Annotated in this window: 24 protein-coding genes; 10 read left to right on the top strand and 14 right to left on the bottom strand. The window is 44.6% G+C overall.

The window, feature by feature from the left end:
• Positions 1-4: 4 nt before the first annotated feature.
• Positions 5-658: an alpha/beta hydrolase gene (locus tag EDB95_RS15875; protein ID WP_133994785.1), complete on the bottom strand. Its 654-nt coding sequence runs from the start codon at positions 656-658 to the stop codon at positions 5-7.
• 183 nt (positions 659-841) lie between these two features.
• Between EDB95_RS15875 and EDB95_RS15880 the strand changes: the two genes are divergently transcribed.
• Complete coding sequence (locus EDB95_RS15880) at positions 842-1,054, top strand: hypothetical protein (RefSeq protein WP_133994786.1); 213 nt, start codon at positions 842-844, stop codon at positions 1,052-1,054.
• 41 nt (positions 1,055-1,095) lie between these two features.
• Here EDB95_RS15880 and EDB95_RS15885 read toward each other — a convergent pair whose 3' ends face one another.
• The 4 genes from EDB95_RS15885 to EDB95_RS15900 all read right to left on the bottom strand — a co-directional run bounded on the left by EDB95_RS15885 (position 1,096) and on the right by EDB95_RS15900 (position 5,216).
• Positions 1,096-3,519 carry an ABC transporter permease gene (locus tag EDB95_RS15885; RefSeq protein WP_133994787.1) on the bottom strand — a complete coding sequence of 808 codons (2,424 nt, stop codon included), beginning with the start codon at positions 3,517-3,519 and terminating at the stop codon, positions 1,096-1,098.
• A 128-nt stretch (positions 3,520-3,647) separates the two neighbouring features.
• Positions 3,648-4,130: an SgcJ/EcaC family oxidoreductase gene (locus EDB95_RS15890; protein WP_133994788.1), complete on the bottom strand. Its 483-nt coding sequence runs from the start codon at positions 4,128-4,130 to the stop codon at positions 3,648-3,650.
• Between the two features lie 122 nt (positions 4,131-4,252).
• Positions 4,253-4,756 carry a 2'-5' RNA ligase family protein gene (locus EDB95_RS15895; protein ID WP_133994789.1) on the bottom strand — a complete coding sequence of 168 codons (504 nt, stop codon included), beginning with the start codon at positions 4,754-4,756 and terminating at the stop codon, positions 4,253-4,255.
• Positions 4,757-4,826: 70 nt separating this feature from the next.
• Complete coding sequence (locus EDB95_RS15900; protein WP_133994790.1) at positions 4,827-5,216, bottom strand: hypothetical protein; 390 nt, start codon at positions 5,214-5,216, stop codon at positions 4,827-4,829.
• A gap of 472 nt (positions 5,217-5,688) precedes the next feature.
• Here EDB95_RS15900 and EDB95_RS15905 point away from each other — a divergent pair, with 472 nt between their 5' ends.
• On the top strand, positions 5,689-6,615 hold the full coding sequence (locus EDB95_RS15905; protein ID WP_133994791.1) for a ThuA domain-containing protein: 927 nt from the start codon (positions 5,689-5,691) through the stop codon (positions 6,613-6,615).
• Here the strand turns inward: EDB95_RS15905 and EDB95_RS15910 are convergent.
• On the bottom strand, positions 6,599-7,345 hold the full coding sequence (locus EDB95_RS15910) for a Type 1 glutamine amidotransferase-like domain-containing protein (protein WP_133994792.1): 747 nt from the start codon (positions 7,343-7,345) through the stop codon (positions 6,599-6,601). The genes EDB95_RS15905 and EDB95_RS15910 overlap by 17 nt on opposite strands.
• Before the next feature lie 333 nt (positions 7,346-7,678).
• Here EDB95_RS15910 and EDB95_RS15915 point away from each other — a divergent pair, with 333 nt between their 5' ends.
• Positions 7,679-7,906: a UPF0175 family protein gene (locus tag EDB95_RS15915; RefSeq protein WP_133994793.1), complete on the top strand. Its 228-nt coding sequence runs from the start codon at positions 7,679-7,681 to the stop codon at positions 7,904-7,906.
• Positions 7,907-8,501: 595 nt separating this feature from the next.
• The gene (locus tag EDB95_RS15925) at positions 8,502-9,044 is read left to right on the top strand and encodes a hypothetical protein (RefSeq protein ID WP_133994794.1); all 543 of its coding nucleotides are present in this window, start codon (positions 8,502-8,504) and stop codon (positions 9,042-9,044) included.
• Between the two features lie 17 nt (positions 9,045-9,061).
• On the opposite strand, the gene EDB95_RS15930 is transcribed toward EDB95_RS15925, so the two are convergent.
• Both EDB95_RS15930 and EDB95_RS15935 read right to left on the bottom strand, forming a co-directional pair.
• Positions 9,062-9,343 (bottom strand): sigma factor, encoded by a 282-nt coding sequence (locus tag EDB95_RS15930; protein ID WP_162852627.1) that lies wholly within the window; start codon positions 9,341-9,343, stop codon positions 9,062-9,064.
• A 402-nt stretch (positions 9,344-9,745) separates the two neighbouring features.
• A complete protein-coding gene (locus EDB95_RS15935; protein WP_133994796.1) occupies positions 9,746-10,171 on the bottom strand; it encodes a hypothetical protein in 426 nt (141 codons plus the stop codon).
• Positions 10,172-10,405: 234 nt separating this feature from the next.
• Between EDB95_RS15935 and EDB95_RS15940 the strand changes: the two genes are divergently transcribed.
• From EDB95_RS15940 to EDB95_RS15950, 3 genes are all read left to right on the top strand, one after another.
• Positions 10,406-10,678, top strand: coding sequence for a hypothetical protein (locus EDB95_RS15940; RefSeq protein ID WP_133994797.1), 273 nt, complete (start codon positions 10,406-10,408; stop codon positions 10,676-10,678).
• Between the two features lie 96 nt (positions 10,679-10,774).
• Positions 10,775-11,008 carry a DUF4160 domain-containing protein gene (locus tag EDB95_RS15945; RefSeq protein ID WP_133994798.1) on the top strand — a complete coding sequence of 78 codons (234 nt, stop codon included), beginning with the start codon at positions 10,775-10,777 and terminating at the stop codon, positions 11,006-11,008.
• A gap of 10 nt (positions 11,009-11,018) precedes the next feature.
• Positions 11,019-11,255: a DUF2442 domain-containing protein gene (locus tag EDB95_RS15950; RefSeq protein ID WP_133994799.1), complete on the top strand. Its 237-nt coding sequence runs from the start codon at positions 11,019-11,021 to the stop codon at positions 11,253-11,255.
• A 707-nt stretch (positions 11,256-11,962) separates the two neighbouring features.
• Here the strand turns inward: EDB95_RS15950 and EDB95_RS15955 are convergent.
• The 5 genes from EDB95_RS15955 to EDB95_RS15975 all read right to left on the bottom strand — a co-directional run bounded on the left by EDB95_RS15955 (position 11,963) and on the right by EDB95_RS15975 (position 15,857).
• Positions 11,963-13,483, bottom strand: a complete 1,521-nt coding sequence (locus EDB95_RS15955) for a zinc finger domain-containing protein (protein WP_133994800.1) — start codon at positions 13,481-13,483, stop codon at positions 11,963-11,965.
• Positions 13,484-13,617: 134 nt separating this feature from the next.
• Positions 13,618-13,989, bottom strand: coding sequence for a hypothetical protein (locus EDB95_RS15960; RefSeq protein ID WP_133994801.1), 372 nt, complete (start codon positions 13,987-13,989; stop codon positions 13,618-13,620).
• 4 nt (positions 13,990-13,993) lie between these two features.
• Entirely contained in the window at positions 13,994-14,173 is a 180-nt protein-coding gene (locus tag EDB95_RS15965) for a hypothetical protein (RefSeq protein WP_133994802.1), read from the bottom strand.
• 5 nt (positions 14,174-14,178) lie between these two features.
• Positions 14,179-15,489, bottom strand: coding sequence for a hypothetical protein (locus EDB95_RS15970; protein ID WP_133994803.1), 1,311 nt, complete (start codon positions 15,487-15,489; stop codon positions 14,179-14,181).
• A gap of 110 nt (positions 15,490-15,599) precedes the next feature.
• Positions 15,600-15,857, bottom strand: coding sequence for a helix-turn-helix domain-containing protein (locus tag EDB95_RS15975; RefSeq protein WP_133994804.1), 258 nt, complete (start codon positions 15,855-15,857; stop codon positions 15,600-15,602).
• 120 nt (positions 15,858-15,977) lie between these two features.
• Here EDB95_RS15975 and EDB95_RS15980 point away from each other — a divergent pair, with 120 nt between their 5' ends.
• From EDB95_RS15980 to EDB95_RS15985, 3 genes are all read left to right on the top strand, one after another.
• Positions 15,978-16,316: a hypothetical protein gene (locus EDB95_RS15980; protein ID WP_133994805.1), complete on the top strand. Its 339-nt coding sequence runs from the start codon at positions 15,978-15,980 to the stop codon at positions 16,314-16,316.
• A gap of 318 nt (positions 16,317-16,634) precedes the next feature.
• Positions 16,635-16,775: a hypothetical protein gene (locus tag EDB95_RS27325; RefSeq protein WP_162852628.1), complete on the top strand. Its 141-nt coding sequence runs from the start codon at positions 16,635-16,637 to the stop codon at positions 16,773-16,775.
• Positions 16,766-18,370 carry a recombinase family protein gene (locus EDB95_RS15985; protein WP_133994806.1) on the top strand — a complete coding sequence of 535 codons (1,605 nt, stop codon included), beginning with the start codon at positions 16,766-16,768 and terminating at the stop codon, positions 18,368-18,370. The genes EDB95_RS27325 and EDB95_RS15985 overlap by 10 nt, the downstream gene beginning before the upstream one ends.
• 42 nt (positions 18,371-18,412) lie before the next feature.
• Here the strand turns inward: EDB95_RS15985 and EDB95_RS15990 are convergent, their stop codons facing one another.
• Positions 18,413-19,117 carry a hypothetical protein gene (locus tag EDB95_RS15990; protein ID WP_133994807.1) on the bottom strand — a complete coding sequence of 235 codons (705 nt, stop codon included), beginning with the start codon at positions 19,115-19,117 and terminating at the stop codon, positions 18,413-18,415.

Below are 19,117 nucleotides of genomic sequence, written 5' to 3' on the forward strand. Positions count from 1 at the left end.
GACTCTAACGATTTATTATCTGAAACCGTGCCCATTTTTCCGTGGGATCTATCCACAGATCCAAGGCTTTAAACAGAAAACCGTGGTGTAGGTTTGTATGTAACGTTATTTCTTTTAAGCTGGCAAATGATGAATTTTTACATCGGGGCTGTGTTGATAGGGGGATGTTCCCTGTATCCGATGCTTCGGTAATCGACAGCATCCGTCCATACAGCCTGATATTGTCGTCGTCGTCCAAGTCATTTTTGAAAGAACTGCCTATAAAGACAAAATTCAATTGCTTGTTTTTCATAAGACTGGACACGTATTGTGCAATATAGCCCCCTTTTGATGTGCCGACAACCGTGATGCGTGAAGGGTTGATCCCGGCATGTAATAAACTGTCAATTTGCGCTGCTGCCTTTTCCGCATAGATTTTTACATCCGTGTTAGGTTTCCTTTTTTCACTGATGACGACAAAGCCATCATTTGTAAAATGACCTAAAATTTCTTTGTATTCAGCGCGCCCGTATGAAGGGTGTTTTTCCAAAGGGCCATGTTCTTCAACAAATTTGTTGTGCAAGAAAAAGATATACCTGCTGCTGTCAATTGCCTGCTGGCCCTTTGCGGGTAGTGAAAGATTTGCCAATAGCAGTAAGGGGACTACAAAGATTTTCATGTGTGGAGGTTGGGAGTTAGTAATATATGGAATTTTATGATTCCTTTATGTATCATCCGCTTTTACCGCAGTTATTCCTATTTCAATGCAGTTATTGAATGGATCACTTACCGACACTAGTCTGGGAGAAAAATTATTAGATTTGAAAAGTAACCAATCGTAAACTTTAAACTATTTATTTCAATGACAAAGCTCAAATTGAGTACCCTGGGAATGGGTGCCGGCGAAGCCCTTAGTAAGACGCAGATGAAAAGCATCAAGGCCGGAACAATGTATTGCTGCGGAACCGGCGGTAAATCGTTTTGCGATGAAAGCGCAAGTCTTGTAGCCGCGTGGGCTGACTTCTGGACCACTGCGGGGCACAACGTGGCTTGCTTTGTCCCGGAGGAGGCTTAAAAACGAGCTCAAAGTGAAATGCCCCCTTTTAGGGGGCGATTTCACTCCGTTTTTAAACTTTTCACCGGATTGGCCATGGCCGCCTTGATGGCCTGAAGACTGACCGTAATCAATGCGCTCATCAAGGTGGCCAGTCCGGCGATTACAAAAACCCACCAACCGATATTGACACGATAGGCAAAACTTTCAAGCCACTTATTCATTGCCCACCAGGCAACAGGAAAGCCAATCAGGGAGGCAATACACACCAACCTGACAAATTCCTTTGACAGCAGCGACACAATCCGGCCCACGCTGGCGCCCAGCACCTTCCGGATGCCGATCTCTTTGGTTCGCTGTTCTGCCGCATAGGTAATCAACCCAAACAGGCCAAGGCATGCAATAAATATGGCGAATACCGCAAATGTGGTGAAGAGTTTGCCGGTCTGCTGCTCTGCATTGTACAAGTTGTTGAAATCATTGTCCATAAACGTATAACTGAGGGGTAGGCCCGGCGCCATGCTGTTCCATTTGTCCTGAATTTGGCTTATTAAGGAGGGAATATCGTTGTTTTTGAAACGGAGAACAATGTTACCCCAGCTTTGCTCCAAACGCATCACCATCGGGCCGATCTTATCATGCATGGAGCTGAAATTGAAATCTTTCACAATGCCAATTACATGAAATGCCTTTGGCTTGTTGCTGTCACCCGGGAGATACAATTTTGCACCAGAAAGGTCCCTCCATCCCAGCATTTTTGCCGCCGTTTCATTTAGAATGAGTCCTGTAGAATCCGTCTTATATTCCGTCGAGAAATTTCTTCCATTTTCGATATGCATGCCCAGTGCGGGAATATAATTTTCGTCCACATAGATACTTGTCATTATAATGACATTTTGGGCATTTAACGTCGGATCACGGAACCAGCCCCTCTGATTAAGATTGCCTCCTCCTACCGTTGGAAGGTCAGCGGATATGGATGCCTGCTCCACGCCCGGCAGGCTTAACAATTCCTCCCTGAATGTATGGATCCGTTTATCCAGGTTTTCCGTGTTGTGCAGCACCAGGACGTGCTCGCGATCATACCCGATTTTCCTGCTTCGGATATAGCCCAACTGGTTGTAAATAACAATGGTGCCAATGATGAGTATTATTGAAGTACTAAATTGGAAAACGACCAGGCTGCTGCGTAGCCAGCCGTGTTTGAATCCCGAAGCAATGGAACCCTTCAGTACCCGGATAGGATTAAAGGAAGACAGATAAAAGGCAGGATAGCTTCCCGCGGCGCATCCGACAACAAAAGCCAGCGTGATCAGTGTGGGAAGCAGCCATGAGGTGAACAAGATGTCGACGTGCATTTGTTTGCCCGAAACCTGGTTGAACAACGGGATTAATAATGACGATAGCGCTAAAGCCAGTAATAAGGCAAGATAGCTCATCAAAACAGATTCAACCAGGAACTGCATGATCAGGTTGTTTCTCGTTGAGCCCGACACCTTTCTTATGCCGACTTCTTTGGCCCTGTTCGCAGAACGGGACGTGGAGAGGTTCATGAAATTTACACAGGCAATGATCAGTATGACAATGGCAATAACGGAAAATATGTATACGTAGTTGATGTTCCCGTTGGCTTCGAACTCAAAAGTTTTGTCAGAGTGCAAATGAATATCCGTCAGGGGCATCAAATGATAACGGAAATAGTCCCCACGTCCTTGCAAATCATGAATGGATGAATGAAAGGCTCCTTCCAGTTGTTTCGATAGATAGGTGTTTACAGTCTCATCGACACGGCTTTGGATGTCCGATTGTTTAACTCCGGGTTTTACCAGGATGTAGCTATGGATGCCATTGGTCAACCAATCACTACCCTGACCCGGCCAGATTTCATGAAACGGCCGGATAAAGCTGAAATGAAAATGAGATTGCCGGGGAAAATCTTTTATTACGCCCGTTATCTTGCAATTTTCAGCATTGTCTATGTACAATGTCTTTCCGATCACGTCGGTGCTGTTGAAATATCTCCGGGCAGTTGTTTCATCGATCACCACCGAATTCGGCTCATTCAATGCCGTCAAAGGATCGCCGGCGATCATCGGAGCCGTAAAGACCTTAAAAAAGGTCGAGTCCGCCAGTACGGAATGATGTTCCTGGATATTTTGATTCCCCTTTCTGACCAATATATCATACTCAAAACTTAGCCGCACGAATTGCTCAATCATCGGGTAGTCCTTTGCAAGTGTCCCCGGCATCGGGTTGGGCGACGTAGCCGAGTTAAAGAGCGTACCATTCATAAAGAGGTCGGCGTCCAGGCGGTATATGCGGTCTGCGTTTTCATTGTATCTATCGTAACCGCATTCGTCCGTCACATACAATGTGATCAACAGGCAAACCGCAAGGCCTGCGGCAAGCCCGATGATATTGATGGCGGAGAAAAACTTATTTCTCCAGAGGGTGCGCAACGCGATTTTCCAGTAGTTTTTATACATACACCGATACGCCATCCAATGACGTGCCCGTTTTGTAAATCGATGATAATCTTATAGTTGCGTTTGTGGATGGCGCTGGAAATGTGCGCTTTTGGTACAAGAGGTGATCATTTTCGGGTCAATGGCGCCTATTGCGGGACAATGACGTCGTTTTGATCCAGGGTCAGCAGCCATTTGTTTTGCTTTTTGACTAGGATGTATGTTTTCATGTACCGTTCGTTATGGTGTTTGACCCCCTGTGGGAATTCATAGTCGCCAACCTGATGGACAACGAGGGCCATGGCAACGGTAGGGCTCAGAAACCGGACAGCCGTGCTTTCCGTGGTCATCGCAGCGCCTTTCAAAATGGTGGATTGCAACGGAAGCAATTCTTTCAAAACGGAGTCCCGCCCATAGGTGATTCCTCCAATCGGATTGATATGTACCCAATCCTGGGTAGTATAGGAATCGACTTTCAGATACCGTCCGTCGTTAAAGTCGTCCTGAAAAGAGGCTACCACGTTTTTTACGGCTTGCTCATCTTTTGAGCCCTGCCCAAAGGAAGGCCTTGACCATAAGAGTGCGAACGTGACCAGTGTGAAGACCGTCAGGGTGTTTGTTTTAATTGTCATTGTGGTGGATTTTAGGTCTAAAAGTAGATGGAAGGCGGGCGCAAGAAAACCCGAAACTTGCGATGTTTCGTTTTGCCGATTGTTGAATTACCAGGTGCGCAAAGAGACGCGCCGTGACAGCGCTATTGTAACGGATAAGTCATTTTCGTCTGCCATCGGCCTGCACCAATTTGCTCAATCAAGGACACTTCGTTGAACGTCAAACAGGTTGGCAAATCCATTGTCCGTATCACCTCAAAGATGTCGTCGGTGCAACAGGAATTTCTCGGATGCATCAATGTTATATGGGGTACAATTTGCCTGATGAGGTCAGTTGCGCCCTGCAGAATTTTTTTTCTCAGCTGGTGGAACTCGTTGTTGGCTGTCGCGCCTGGTAGGAAGACGCCCTTCCCGTTGTCGAACCTCGCAACCCCGGCAAATTTTATGGTTACCGGTTGTGCGTCGAGTTTCCGGAGATTCTCTACTATCTTTTCAAGATTCACTAGTTCATCTTCCCGGCAAAGAGTGACATGGCTTTGGATCAATGTACACTGTACAGGATTGAATTTTTCCCGGACTGATTCGATTCGAATCGCGTCATTTTCTTCAACGAACAAAGTTAATTGACGCCTGATGTTGTTGGACATATTAACTGCTCCTGACCGGGTAGCGCTGTGTTTTTACATGCCTAATCTACAGAAATATTCGTGATGAGGATCAATAGGAGTTGACAAGGGCTATGAATTCGGCCCTCTTTTCGCGATAGGTGCCCCTAAACCAGGTGCAGGCGTCCATGTTGTGCCTTTGGGGGTACATGAGGGCAAACATGGCTTTGACGTCCTCCCCTTTCTTGAAGGCTTGTTGGGCGACCTTTATGTATACGGGTCCGTTGGCGTTTATGAAATCGAGTCCTCCCTTGCATTGGTTAAGGTCAGCGCCTCTGTCGTCGATGGTGGCCGTGATGGAAAGTTTCCAAAATGCGTCATCATGGAAGTTCATGAGGAAGTCTCCATAGTCTTTTCTGACGGCATCGTTCGTTTGATAATTGTGTATTTCTCCGATGGGGTTCCCGCCTGGGTTGAAGATATAGGTTCTCAGGGCATCCAAAAAGTAGTAATCTATGTCGCCATAGAAATCGGGATTGCCGATGGCGCGGATTTCGGTAGTTGTAAAAAGTTTTAAAATAGGACTGTGGAGTGGGTTGGGGTCAATAATGCTAGGCCATAAGCTGCCTCTTTTTTCTTGCATCCAATCCCAGCCCATTTCCTTTCTCACTTTCACGGTTTGGGGATCCTCACACGAGGTGGTTGAAAAATGTTGACCTGGTTTTGGATTGTTGGTAAATCCCAAAACGATGAATAACGACAAGATGCAGGTAATTAGTTTCATAACAATAGTTATTAGGTTGAAAGTAAATGGCTTGGCTTGTAAGGGTATGTTTTGGAGGGATGGGAAAATTCGAACACATGATAAGATGAATATTGGGCAAAAAGAACGGGGAAAACACCCTTTTTGACACTGTAGGTTGGACTAGTGCAGGAAGTACCCAGATGATGAGCCTAAAGGCTTACCTTGGATCATGCGATCAATATTATATTGTTTGTTTATTTGCTCGTTCTTCCCGGGGGCATTCGCGCAAGCGCAGGACACCCCCAGGAAACTGATCAGTGTTCTCATCGTGGATGGGTTCAGCAATCATGACTGGAAACAAACTAGCTTGATGACGAAACGGATCCTTGAAGAATCCGGGCGTTTTACAGTGTCTATTTCCACTGCGCCCGGTACGGTAGACGATACGGGCTGGGCTTCCTGGAACCCGGAATTTGAGGAATACGACGTCGTCATCCAAAACACCAATAACATTCAAAATCCCGCCCTGCGCTGGCCCAGAAGGGTGGAAGAGCGGCTGGAAAAGTATGTCAGGGCGGGCGGGGGCTTGTATATCCTGCACTCGGCCAATAATGCCTTTCCGCAGTGGGAGGCCTACAATCAAATGATCGGGCTGGGATGGCGCCCCAAGGAGACGGGTTATGCGCTGGAAATTGATTCCGCAGGCCGAATCATCCGCATACCGCCAGGGCAGGGAGAGGGCACCAACCATGGGTCCAGGTTTGACGCCGTCATCCACATCCTGCACCGTCATCCCATCAATGAGGGCTATCCGGAAGCCTGGAAGACAGCCTCCATGGAATTGTACCGGTATGCGCGCGGGCCCGCGGAGAATATTACGATATTGTCGGCGGCCAGGGATAGCGTCACCGGCAACATTTGGCCTGTCGAGTGGGTGGTTAGGTACGGGAAAGGAAACGTCTACGTCTCCAGCATGGGGCATTTGTGGAAGGGCGACACCTACCCCATAAGTTATAGGTGTATCGGTTTTCAGACGACTATGATTCGCGCAGCAGAGTGGCTGGGCACCGGGCGGGTAACGTATCCCATACCTGCCAACTTTCCTACCGGGGATGCCGTCAGCGTACGTGCTGAGAGCGTCAAGCTGGCTTACTGAAAAACTTCCACTGTCCCTCCGAAACGATGTCAACCTGACCTGCTACAACTTTGATCGCGGTTTGATCGTCAATTGCATAAACGGCTCTGGGAATTTTTGCAGCCCATTTTTCTGCATTCGGCCCGCAAGCGTCCGGGAAATGAGGATTATTAAAGTGTGGAATTACCGCGAAATCGGTCAGCCCTGCACCCTTGCCTGTAATGAAGGTTCTGCTGATTTCGCCCTCTCCTGTATTGAATACCACATTTTCCATAGTCAGCGGCGTCCCGCTGCCGCCCCTCGGATTACTATAGGTCTCGCCGAAGATAACGCCTACAGCCATACTGCCGGCACTTACGCCAACATAGACCAAGTTTTTGTTTAGAAGAGAAGTCAATACCTCGGTAAGTCCTGCTTGTTCGAACCAGTACGCCAGATACAGCGGATCGCCGCCCCAAACCAACAGCGCGTCCGCGTCCTCCAGCGAAGATACCCATATATCTTTTTTAATACTGGGAAGTGCGGTGAACTCAAAGAGCCCCATCGTTTTCCAGCCCAGGTCAACAAGAGCGCCTTTCATCTTTCCTGCGATCGGCCACCATGCATAATTCGGTCCGCCCATGAATGGGTAAACGCCTGTCGGGACGAAAAGTGCGTTCGACTCACTGATGGGCTTGCCCAAGAGCTGTACGAGCGCGTTTTCAATACTTTTATTGGAAATACCGGAAGAAGTCAAAAGTAGTTTCGTCATGAGAACAAAAATAATTGTTATATCGAGTAAACCGGCGGCAATGGCGACAAAGAGGAGGGGTGAAAGCGCCAACGGGCGGAGAAATTGGGCCGAGGTTATAGCTTCCGGAATGGGTTCTGAATTATGGTTGGGATGACTGGATTACCTCCGACGCTGCGCGCCTCCGGTGATCCATAACGGGGGAGGCCTAACGCCACCGCTTAGTCGACGTGGCTGTACATTTTTCGAACCAGTTTTATCACGACTTAATGATAATCAATATGCTGCAATTATTTATAAAGGATTCATTTGCAGCGTTTTAAAACATCTCCCAAATTTACTAACTTTACACCGATGAGAACAATAACCCTCTATATGCCAGATTCCCTCGGCATGGAAAACAGAGAGGTAGCTATGCTTGTTGCCAGTCGGCTATATGAGCAGGGGAAACTTTCGCTTGGACAGGCAGCCGAAGTGGCTGGTCTGACCAAGAGGTCATTTGCAGAGCTCCTCGGTTCATATAATGTCTCCATCTTCAATTATCCCGCTTCCGATTTGTCAAGGGATGTAGCGAATGCCTAAGACCATTATTTCTGATACGAGTTGTTTTATCGTTTTGACCAATATTGGTGAACTCGATCTACTTCATAAGGTCTATGGGTCAATAGTGACAACTGTTGATATTGCCATAGAATTCGGTGAGCCGCTTCCTGATAAGGCTTGTCATGGGTCGGGCAAAGGAACATGCCGTTAAAGGTGGCAATATTCGAACCAACAGGCATTGATTTTGAATGCTCGGTATTCCGCTATTACGGTTATAAAAAATGAAACCCGCCGTGGTGGCGGGTTTTGAATTTTGGTCGCCCTGGCAGGACAATTCTCGAACCGGTTTGTCGGCGACCTAAGGCGATTAGCGAACCTAGCGAATTGAAAGTCATCGAATAAAGCATCTCTCATATTTTCTCATGTTGAAATGAAATAATTAAGAAAATGTTAGAAGCCATCTCTTTAACTTAACCAGCTTTGCGCAAAAAAGGGTATTTCACGGGTAAGTCGGTTACCTTTTTTTGCAATCTTGCAGATATGAGTCCGATAACTGGAAAACTGGCTTTTCTGAAAGAATCTATCTCGTACCGCACTTGGCCTATATCGGGCCTTGGTGTAAATTTTGATACTGATGAACAAGTGCTTTGGAATATTTATCCGCATTAAGGCCGTCCATGGGCTTTTGTTAAGCTTCGTTATTGTCGCCGTGACTTCGGTTATGGGTTGTCACAAGTCGGGATCGGACACGAGCCAGTGTAATAATTTTGAGGTCCCGGACCCGTTGATTCTTGAGTTAAAGGAGAATGGACAGTATATAACCGATAGCGCGTTTCTTGCGAAAATCAAGATGAGTTATACGTCTGGCAGCTCGAAGCAGTACGTTTCGGATCTTAGTGTATCGGATGGGATGCCGGAGTCGGATGGCATTCGCCACTTTGTGATGACGACAAGCGTAGCGCCGCTTTATAGTGCGCAGTCAGGGATAAAAACGTATACACTGGAGTATCCGGACGGTTCTGCGTCTGATGTGGTGTATGTGGACATGGAAAGGAGTTTGGCTACCAATTGCCAATTCAGGATGCAGTCGCTGTTGATTGATGGGAGGCGACCGCAGACGGACTCGTTGATTTTGGGTGGGGGATATGATTCGACGTATGTCGTTGTTCATTTATAAACCCCGATTTGGTTTATTCAAATAACTGCGGGTTTTTGGGTTGGAGCGCAATCATTTAAAAAGGATTTGATGGCTCGCAAATTCTCAAAGTTCTCCATGAGCCTCCACAACTTTATAAATATATCAGAAACCAAATCTTTTGCACTTTCGATATCGGCTATAAACTCCTGTGTATAGTAGCAAATTGCTCCGTAGTGCTTTAGGAATAGTTGGTCAAAAGCTCGCGTTTTTCCTCTTCGAAACTTTACCACTAAGAAGTCCTCTTCTGAAACCGTATCTACCAATTGGTCAGATGCCATAACTCGACTGTTAAGGTGTCGGAATTGGACGAGGGGTATAAGGCTGTATAGGGGGAAAAGGTATTGAATCGGGATTGCAATAGGGATAGTAATAACGTCCATTAAAGATGTATTCCCCCCATTGCCAGAAATGGAGGGGATTTCTGGCAAACGTCCTAAATAAGGTTTTGTTCGGCGAACCCGTTGTGTCGAGATAACTCTCCCACTGCTTGTTCATCATAACCCTGTCAGTCCCGAACATTGGATATTCCCTGAATACAAAACGCCCATCTTTATTACTGAATGTATAGGAGTTGAAGGCAGATTGTATTGGAAACAGATTGGGCACTAGTATGACTATGCCTAATGTAATTAGGACTATTTTTGTTAGTCGACTTCGGAATTTTATGGGATCAATAAAAATCATCGGGAAGCTCGTTTTATCGACATCCACTCATCTTTAAAGTATTTTTGCCAATCCTCCTTTCGTTCATCCGGAATTTCATAGCAGTCCATTGTATTGCCGTTCATAAAAAAGCCACCGAAGGTACTTACATAAACTTCTATTCTCTGACCGGTTTCTGTCTGAGCCGTACATATATAGACCCCTTCCCAGTAAGGTCGAATTTCTTTTGGTATTTTGGTGACGCTGCTAAAAAATTGTTGTAGTGTTTGTAGGCTCAAACGGACGGAGTCGAATTGAGACAATGAATCGATAGGCGAATTATAGTGAATGCGAGGGACGTCGTACATTTTCCAGTTCGTTGTTTTTGACCAGTCTATTTCTTGCGCTTTGACACCAATCGGGGAGAAATATACAGCTACTAGGATGGTTATTATTGATTTCATTGAAAGAGAAATTTAGTAATCGCAGATTTTAATGGAATTGATGGAGATATAATAAAGTCTCTTACAGCTCCTCCGGCAACAAAAAATGTCCTGGTCCGCAATTTTCAATTACCGTAGATATTTCGCTGAAGGAGCGGTCGAATAAATTCAAATGCGCCGTTAATTGTTGGAAAATATCAGAGTTCATTTCGAGCACAACCAAATATATTAAAATTGGGTGGTGATATTGATAAGATGACTGGATTACCTCCGGCGCTGCGCGCCTCCGGTGATCCAGAAGGTGGGGTGTCCAAAACCCTACCGCTTTCTGATCAAGCCCCCTTCGGGGTCTTTTTTATGCCTGCGCGTCCCCGTCGGAGCAAGCTCCGCCGTTGCCGCTCCGACATAAAAAAACCTGCCGCATTCGCGGCAGGTTTGATCAGAAAGCTGCAGGCTTTTGTCGACCTGGCTGTACTTACTTCGAACCTTTTTTGGGCCGATATTAAAAAATTAAACTTACTGGCATAATCCAGCAATTATTACATAATAAATTGCGTATCAACGATTTAATAATAACAATGTTTTGCTTACTCAAAACATTGTATTTTTGCAATAAACTATCTTATGCCAGAGTTATTTAGAATGTTTGGTATCAGGTTTTTCTTTTTCAGTAATGAGCATTTGCCTATACATGTACATATTAAGAATTCCGACGGAGAGGCCAAGTTTGAGGTAAATCCTGTTAAACTCATTGAAAATAAGGGTATAAAAAACAAAGACATTTATTTGGCCGAAAGTATCATTGAAGAAAACCAAGAGATTATAGAAACTAAATGGAAAGAATATTTCGGCGCCTAAAATTTAATATATGCTTACAATTAAGAAAGTCTGGTTCGATGAAACCAGGATTTTTGTTGAACTGAGCGATAACAGGGTAATTGGTACTCCAATTGCCTGGTACCCGAATCTCAGAAAAGGTACCTCGAAGCAAATGCAACAATTTGAAGTGTGGGGAAATGGTACCTGGTTGCATTGGGAAGAGCTAGATGAAGACTTATCCCTGGAGGGTTTTTTGACCTATAAGCAAGAACCGGTTAAAGCATAGCGCCATGACTATTGAAAGCACTCCTCAAGCATTTATTACACTTCTAAATGAACGTGGGATATATAAAAAATTAGGTGTCGATCGGTCTACCGTTTCCAATTGGAAACGGGCTCTGGCAGGTCATGATCTTCGGAATATGCCTTCGCTTGACAAGATGGAAGAAATGTTGAGCAGATATGGTGCAAAGGTAATTTCGGAGAAAGTATGGCGGATAGAATAAAGATTTTCCAATATGGCACATAAAAGAAAAGGACAACTCACCGTTTCCGGTGAATGGGCAAAACATCTTCGGAAGTTTTTCCGCAGAAAGTTTTGGAAGGGTGAACGTGTAGCCGGGAAAAAGATCATCATGCAAGAGCGACAGGATCGAGTCGTATAATGCAAAGGCCGGTAGATGATTTGTTACTGTGGATGCAGAAGGAAGGTGTTTGTATTCGAACCAAATTCTTCCAGATAATCAACCGATTAGTCAATTGACTAAAACCATCAAAAAATGAAACCCGCCGTGCTGGCGGGTTTTGAATTATGGTCGACCTGGCAGGGCAGTTTTCGAACCTTTCCATCTACGATTTCAAAAGCTTATTCTTAATTAATTCCTGAAAACCAACAAGTTAACTTAGGACTTAACCTGAGGATCGACAGTTTGATCACTTTTATCCTCAGTGCGAACGCGATAAATTTGTTTTATTTAAATCTTTACTACCACGCTAAAATTGATCAAAATCAATTTGATCAATTTGGTCTCTAGTCAATCGTCCTTCGCCATGGCAAGGCGGGCAGCTTTCATATTCATCCGTATGTCCTCTACCTTCGCATAAAGGGCAATCTTCCATTTCGTAAATCGAGAAGTCGATAATTTCAATTTGCTCTTTGGTCAATTTCCCTTCGCCACCGCAAGGTGGGCAGCTTTCAAATTCGTTTGTATGCCCTTTGCCTTTACATAATGGGCAATTTTCCATTTTGTAAATCGAAAAATCAATAATTTCAATTTGTTCTTTAGTCAATTTCCCTTCGCCACCGCAAGGCGGGCAGCTATCAAATTCGTCCGTATAGCCTCTGCCATTGCATAAAGGGCAATTTTCCATTTCGTAGATCGAAAAGTCAATAGTTTCAATTTGTTCTTTGGTCAATTTCCCTTCGCCACCGCAAGGCGGGCAGCTATCAAATTCGTCCGTGTATCCTCTACCTTCGCATAAAGGGCAATTTTCTATTTCATAAATCGAAAAGTCAATAATTTCAATTTGTTCTTTGGTTAATTTCCCTTGGCCATGGCAAGGGGGACAGGTTTCAAATTCATTCGTCTGCCCTCTGCCTTTACATAAAGGACAATTTTCTATCTCGTAAATAGAAATATCAACTTCTCGTTTCTTGTTTATATATCCGTCTCCCACACATACTGGGCAAATATCAAATAAATCTGTATATCCTCTGCTATTGCAGAGTGGGCATTTAATTAATCCTTTGTCCTGTTGATATTCTTTCTCAATTTCTTCTTTAACTGAAAGAAATAAATATGCTTCTTTTGGAGATTTCTCATTTCTATCAACTTTAACAGATTCAATTAACTGGTCTATTTTAGGGTTAACATTTTTAGTAGATTTTAATTTGTCTATCTTAGCCAAAATCGCTTGTAATAAGCTATCAAACTCTGCCTCGGTACTGGCATTTAGAAGTAAATGCTCTAATTCCTTTACTCTTCCAATTGCATTTATTAACGACAAATAGGTATTAATGATTTGGCCTTGCAATCCCCAACTTATTGACTGGAAGTTCTGAAGAGCCTTTTTATGTAGCAGAACTTCCTCTTCCGAAATGTTAGCATACCGAGCTCCAAAATCATAAGCGGTATGATGATTGGGGCATAAATAGATCAGGTTATGGGGATGGTTATCAAAAGTCTTTGAGACGGGTTTTATATGTGCTAATTCCCCCATATTTGTGTTGCATATTGGGCAACGATAATGGCTTTCCGTTTTAATCTCTGTAATTATACCAGCGGGTATAGATGGCCTGGTACCTCTGGGCGGCTTTGCCCAAGGAAGATGTAAATAGCTACTAAAATCTAAAAGTTCCTTTTTGTCGTAATAATATAACCCATCGCGAATTTCAAACATCAGTTTCCTTCCGTCGTCTTTTGCTGCATAGGAAGTAAACCACCTTAACAAGGTTGGCGATATTTTTACTTCTTGAGCGGCCTCAAACTCTGAAATTAAATTTGACGATCTCATATTGTCGACGTTTGGGTTATGTGGGTATTATAAATATTGGAAGAAATGCAAAACCCGCAACCATGCTGCGGGTTTCATGTGAGTCGATCTTGTAGGGCGGTTTTCGAGCCATTTTTCGTTTGACTTAAAAATCATTACTCTGAACTCTTACCTGACTTAAATTTAGAAAGCCATTTAATTTTGCCCAAATAAGAATCCCAATATTCGGGGGCTATCATGGGATTAGTGGCATCATTGTAAAGCCAAAATTCATTTATTTTACCATCCTTGCCGCGTCGGACAGCAGATTCGGGAATTCGGCTTAGAATCGCCTTATCTGTAAGGCCGGAATATTTTGTAAAAAGTGGCTTATCCTGGTAATATTGGTCGTGAAAAGTAGCTTCTTTATAGCTTGTATCATTATAGGCAAGTGGCATGTATTCTCTATTAAAAGGCATCCACTTACCTTCTTTGTTCTTTCTCATTCCGTAAGGCAAACTAATCCGAAAGAAATCATAGAGGGCCATCCCATCATTTTTTTATTTTAGCAAATTTGTTTTTAACAAATGATTGCATTTGCAAGGATATTGACGGCATAGATTTCCGCCCCTCAAAGCTGTATTCCGAAGAATAGGTTTTTATACTTGCTTCCTTCTTATCTCCAGCAATTGGTGAGTTATTTGGGGTTACTTGCTTTAACAAATTAGTCATACAAATTATGATTTATAATATCTTTCAATGAAGCCGCGATTGTCATTAATGTCAAAATATTGTTTTCTTTTCATCCAAACAAATCCGTCGCCTTTAGTTACAAGTGCAACATCAACAGGCCCACCGACACTTTCATCCGCTGAGTCTGACGATGTGAACTTTCGCTTTAAAGAAGTGATATTAACTAGAGATTCCGCCAGTTCCGCCATATCTTCTTTCCCCATATGGGCTAAAATGTCCAAAAGCGGACCTGTAATATTGTTCATTTGATATTCATTCAGCTTTTGCAATAGCTGAGTACCGGTGTCATTGATAATGGCGGCTATTTGATTCGCCTCCTCACCTGGAGGTATTCTGTTTGTGATTTCTTCAGAAATCGTCCTAAAACTTGATTCAACTGCTGAGCTCATCTCATTTTTGAAGTTGGGGTCGACACCTGTAAGCACAGCTTCTGTTACATCACCCTGAACATATGGAAGAATGTTCGAATTAGTTTTTCCAGGAACTATATCCCTCGCTTCAAAGATGCGGATACGTGGTTGATCAACAATTAACGTGCCCAAAAGGGCTAGGTGGCTTGAGGGAAAGAGCTCCGCCTCTCCGAATCCAAAAAATATTAAACCGCAAAATCGTTCAAATATAAATTCAATGTTGACTAGCTCAAAAAAAATGGCATTCAATCTTTCAAGATGGTTTGGCTTAAGTACAGCAAGCGGCTGATGCTTTTGTATTCCTTGTTCGATAAAATTTGCTATCTCGGTTAATTCATTTTGATAATGAGTATAGTAGCTTTCAGCTGGTAGGTTGACATAATCAGCCTTGTGGTATCCCTGGAGAATTTGCAAATACGCATCTATTTCATTGAGCATTTCTATATCTATCAGTTGAATAGCCTCTGCTTGATCAAGTTGCAATAATTCGTTCTCAATCGCTTTCAGTTTAGTCGTTATTGAGTCTTTAACGTGGTTAAAGGCTTCTTGGCAAAAACTGTAAAATGCATCCCTTTTTGATTCTGGAGATATTAATCTAACTTGAGATCTTACAAAGTCAAGAAAGTCATTTTTGTACTCATTGACGGTATTGAACGATTTTTCTTTGATTGTCTTGCGATAAAGTTTGATAATGGTCTCCAGGGGGATTCCAATAAAGTCTGCATTATTATATATCGCTATTCCGATAGGATGATATTTTGAAAGAGTAAAAATCTTATTGCTTCTATTATATACTTTTTTTCCATTCCGGCCAGTCACCGTCACAGCACTATCCGCAGCTAAGGCAATTCCTTGGGAATTTAAAACACCAACAATTGCAGTCATTTTGAAAAGATTGGAAATTAAATAAAATCACAAACTGCGTGCAAATGAAATAGGATTCGAACCATTTTTCTCGATCCTATTTAAATATACGTGCCCATCAAGCCTAATTATTATTCAAACCCTTCGCTAAAAAAATCGCTTGCAGATATATCAAATGCAGCTAAGACTCTCACCAAACTGCTAAACCTCAAATCTTTTCCTTGCTCATATCTTCCATACTGCGCCCTAGGCAGTCCATGCTCATAGGCAAATGTCTCATAGCTTGCATATCCAGCCTTTATACGTAAGGCTTTTATTCTAGCCCCCAATTTAACTAATTGATCCTCCGGTTCAATAGGTGTTTTCACCCTTTTTTTATTCTGGTCCATCCCATAAATAACGGAAATCCGCTCCGAATGAGTTACCCCTAATAAGATACTACTAATAAGTAGCTTTAAGTTGAAATTTGCCTACCTTCGAGGTCAATCTTAAAATCAAAACCCTATTTTATGTCAACTCTATTATCGGCGGTTGTTAATGAAAACAACCCGCTTAGGCTGACTACGGATCAACTCATTTCCCGTGACAAGGCACTTGCCGACTTGTATTCGCAATTCACCCTTCATAATATGCGAGAGGTCTTATGGGAAGTATTCTCCCGTAGTATAGTTGTCAAGGATGATGAGCTCGGTAGCTATTCGCGGCCAGAATTACTGCGTTATTACGACCTTTTTGTTCAGGTAATTGAATTAGGTTTTTTTGTTGCCAAGGATTACAACAGGGCTGTGGCGACTCGGAATGACTTCATCCATGGCAGACCCGATCTGCCAGGTCCAGTGACTAAATGACATTTTGAATACTCCTTGTTCTTGCCTTTGATTTGCCGACTTCGGAGGCAAATCCCTGCCTTTCCGTTGTGGCGTGCCACAACGGGACATCTTGCCGGCGACGCGTGCCACACGCGGTCGGCTGGCGCGCCGACATTTTTGGGGTGCAAACCGACTGAAAACTCTGCCGTCAAAACGACAGCGAAGGGCCAACACCTGCAACCTTTCTGAACAGGTGCCGCAAGCCGGATAGAGGTAACTTTATCCTTTCCCCTGGCGGCAAAGTGTATGAAAGAGTTTGAGGTAAATGATGGCCTAATGGACGAATATAGCCCTGAAATGTTCCGACCTGAAAGGGTACAGGAGCGACTGAAGGCGCAGGGAATTCATATCACCAACGAGCAAGCCGCCCAGGTCGTCGAGCTGCTGGAACGTCTTTCCACCATCATCATTTCACAACAATTACGACAATGCAAGTAGCCGATTTATACATCCGCGTCAGCACGGACGAGCAAGCCGACAAAGGCTATTCCCAACGCAACCAGGAGGAAATGCTCCGCAAATATTGCGGCCTTCATGCTGTCCAGGTACGCAAAGTGATCTACGAAGATCATTCCGCGAAGACCTTTAACCGCCCCCAATGGAAGGCCTTATTGTTGGATCTCCGCAAACGAAAGGACCGCCCAGACCTGGTACTGTTCACCAAATGGGACCGATTCAGCCGCAATGCCGGAGACGCCTACCAAATGATCAACGTCCTAAGAAAGCTAGGCGTCGAACCCCAGGCCATCGAGCAACCGTTAGACCTTACCATCCCGGAAAACAAAATGATGTTGGCGTTTTACCTTGCCGCCCCGGAAGTGGAGAACGATCGCCGGGCACTAAACGTTTTTTATGGTATGCGTAGAGCCCGCAAAGAAGGTCGTTACATGGGACTTGCCCCGATTGGATATATCAACCGCACCGACCCCAATGGGCGGAAATTTATCGCCCCTGATGAGCCGCAAGCCGATATTATCCGCTGGTCCTTCGAGGAGCTGGCCGCTGGCCGGTACAATACCGAGCAAGTTTGGAAGATGGCGAAGGCAAAAGGCTTCAAGGGCACAAAAAGCCTATTTTGGTTTGCCATCCGCAACCCGGTGTACTGCGGTAAGATATTTATCCCAAAGCACAAGGACGAGGAAAGCCAGTTTGTTAAGGGGCAACACGAGCCCATCATATCGGAAGCGCTGTTTTACGAAGTTCAAGATATACTGGATGGCAGGGGAAGGAAATACCGGTTAAAGACCGTCGCGGCGGTGTCGTTGCCGCTCCGCGGCTTTCTGTTGTGTCCGGTGTGTGGGAAGGTGTTGAGTGGAAGCGCCTCCAGGGGAAGGTATAAATATTACGCTTATTACCATTGCTTCGGAGGTTGTACCCATCGATTCCGGGCCGATCATGTAAACGACCTGCTAACAGTGGAACTAAAGAAATATACGCCTAACCCGCGATGGCAGCCGATCTTGAAATCGTTCCTGTACAAGGCCTACCATCAGCAAACAAGCCGTAGCAGCGACGACAGGAAGCAACTGACGGAACAAATCAAGGACCTGGAAGGTAAGCTGTCCAAAGCCCGCGACCTCCTGCTATCCGATCAGATCGACCCGGCCGATTATCGCGCCATGAAAGCTGAATACGAAGAACGATTAAACCGGCAACAAGTGAAGCTGAACGCCCTGGTCAACCAGCCCGATAACTTCGACACAATATTAAAACAGGGCTTAAACAACCTCTTTCACTTGAGCGAGATTTACGAAACCGGCACCAGCGAAGAAAAGCGAAAAGTCATTGGTTCGGTCTATCCCGAAAAACTCACTTTCGACGGCGACCAACTTCGAACCACAAGAATCAACGAGGCTGTGCAGCTGATATACACGCTGGACAAGGAACTGTCCGAAAAAGAAACAGGACAAAGCTCAAAAATTGAAACTTTGTCCTGCCAAGTCGGGAGAACGGGACAAATGTCGAACCCGGTGCGGGGAGGGTTAATGATTTTTCGTGAGTTTTTAAGTGTAAACAATATGATTGGTTTGTGACAGAAAGATGGTTGGCTAGCTGCCAAAACGGCATATTGGTGGTTAAGGTCGAAGGGTGATCGTTTTTTTCCGTATTCCCGTATTGTTTACCCAGACGGTATCCACACCTTTCCACGAGACCCCCGGCTTCACTTTATAGATAGCGATGATATAATAGTATAACCCACCGGCGACGTGCATCTGCAGACAACGACCAAATACGTCAGACTTCAATGCTGGGTAGTTACTGCCGACGCCCGTGCTATCGGTCACTTGCCATAATAGCTTGCTGGTGAATATATAAAGATTAGCATTGCTGATCCGTCCGCCCAAGCTGTCGAATACTTCATAGAAGATGCCATTCTGGCTGCTTTCATCGATACTGACCACGAGGCTATCCCACGCATGGAGGAATGAAGCGTTATAATCGTTGTACAACAGGTTTCCCGTATAATGGACGTGATTGCTATCAAACGAAGTATAGATCCGGTAGCGGGCAGTACTGTCAAAACCGTTGAAGGAAAATTGCCCTAACGGATTCGATTTTGAAGAATATAGATAGCCCGTGGTATCCGATGGGTCTTGCAAATACACTGTCTGGCCGGAAACCGGGGCATAACCGTAACCCAGGGCAAGCGTATCATATAAAACGACGACGCCATTGATCACGTTGCTGCCCCCCAGATCATTGAAGCCGGGTTTTTTGCATCCTCCGTTGAACGCCATGATGATCAGGCCCCAAAGCAAACTCCCGTAGGCTGGTTTCAT

It is taken from the genome of Dinghuibacter silviterrae, from assembly GCF_004366355.1.
Taxonomy (GTDB): domain Bacteria; phylum Bacteroidota; class Bacteroidia; order Chitinophagales; family Chitinophagaceae; genus Dinghuibacter; species Dinghuibacter silviterrae.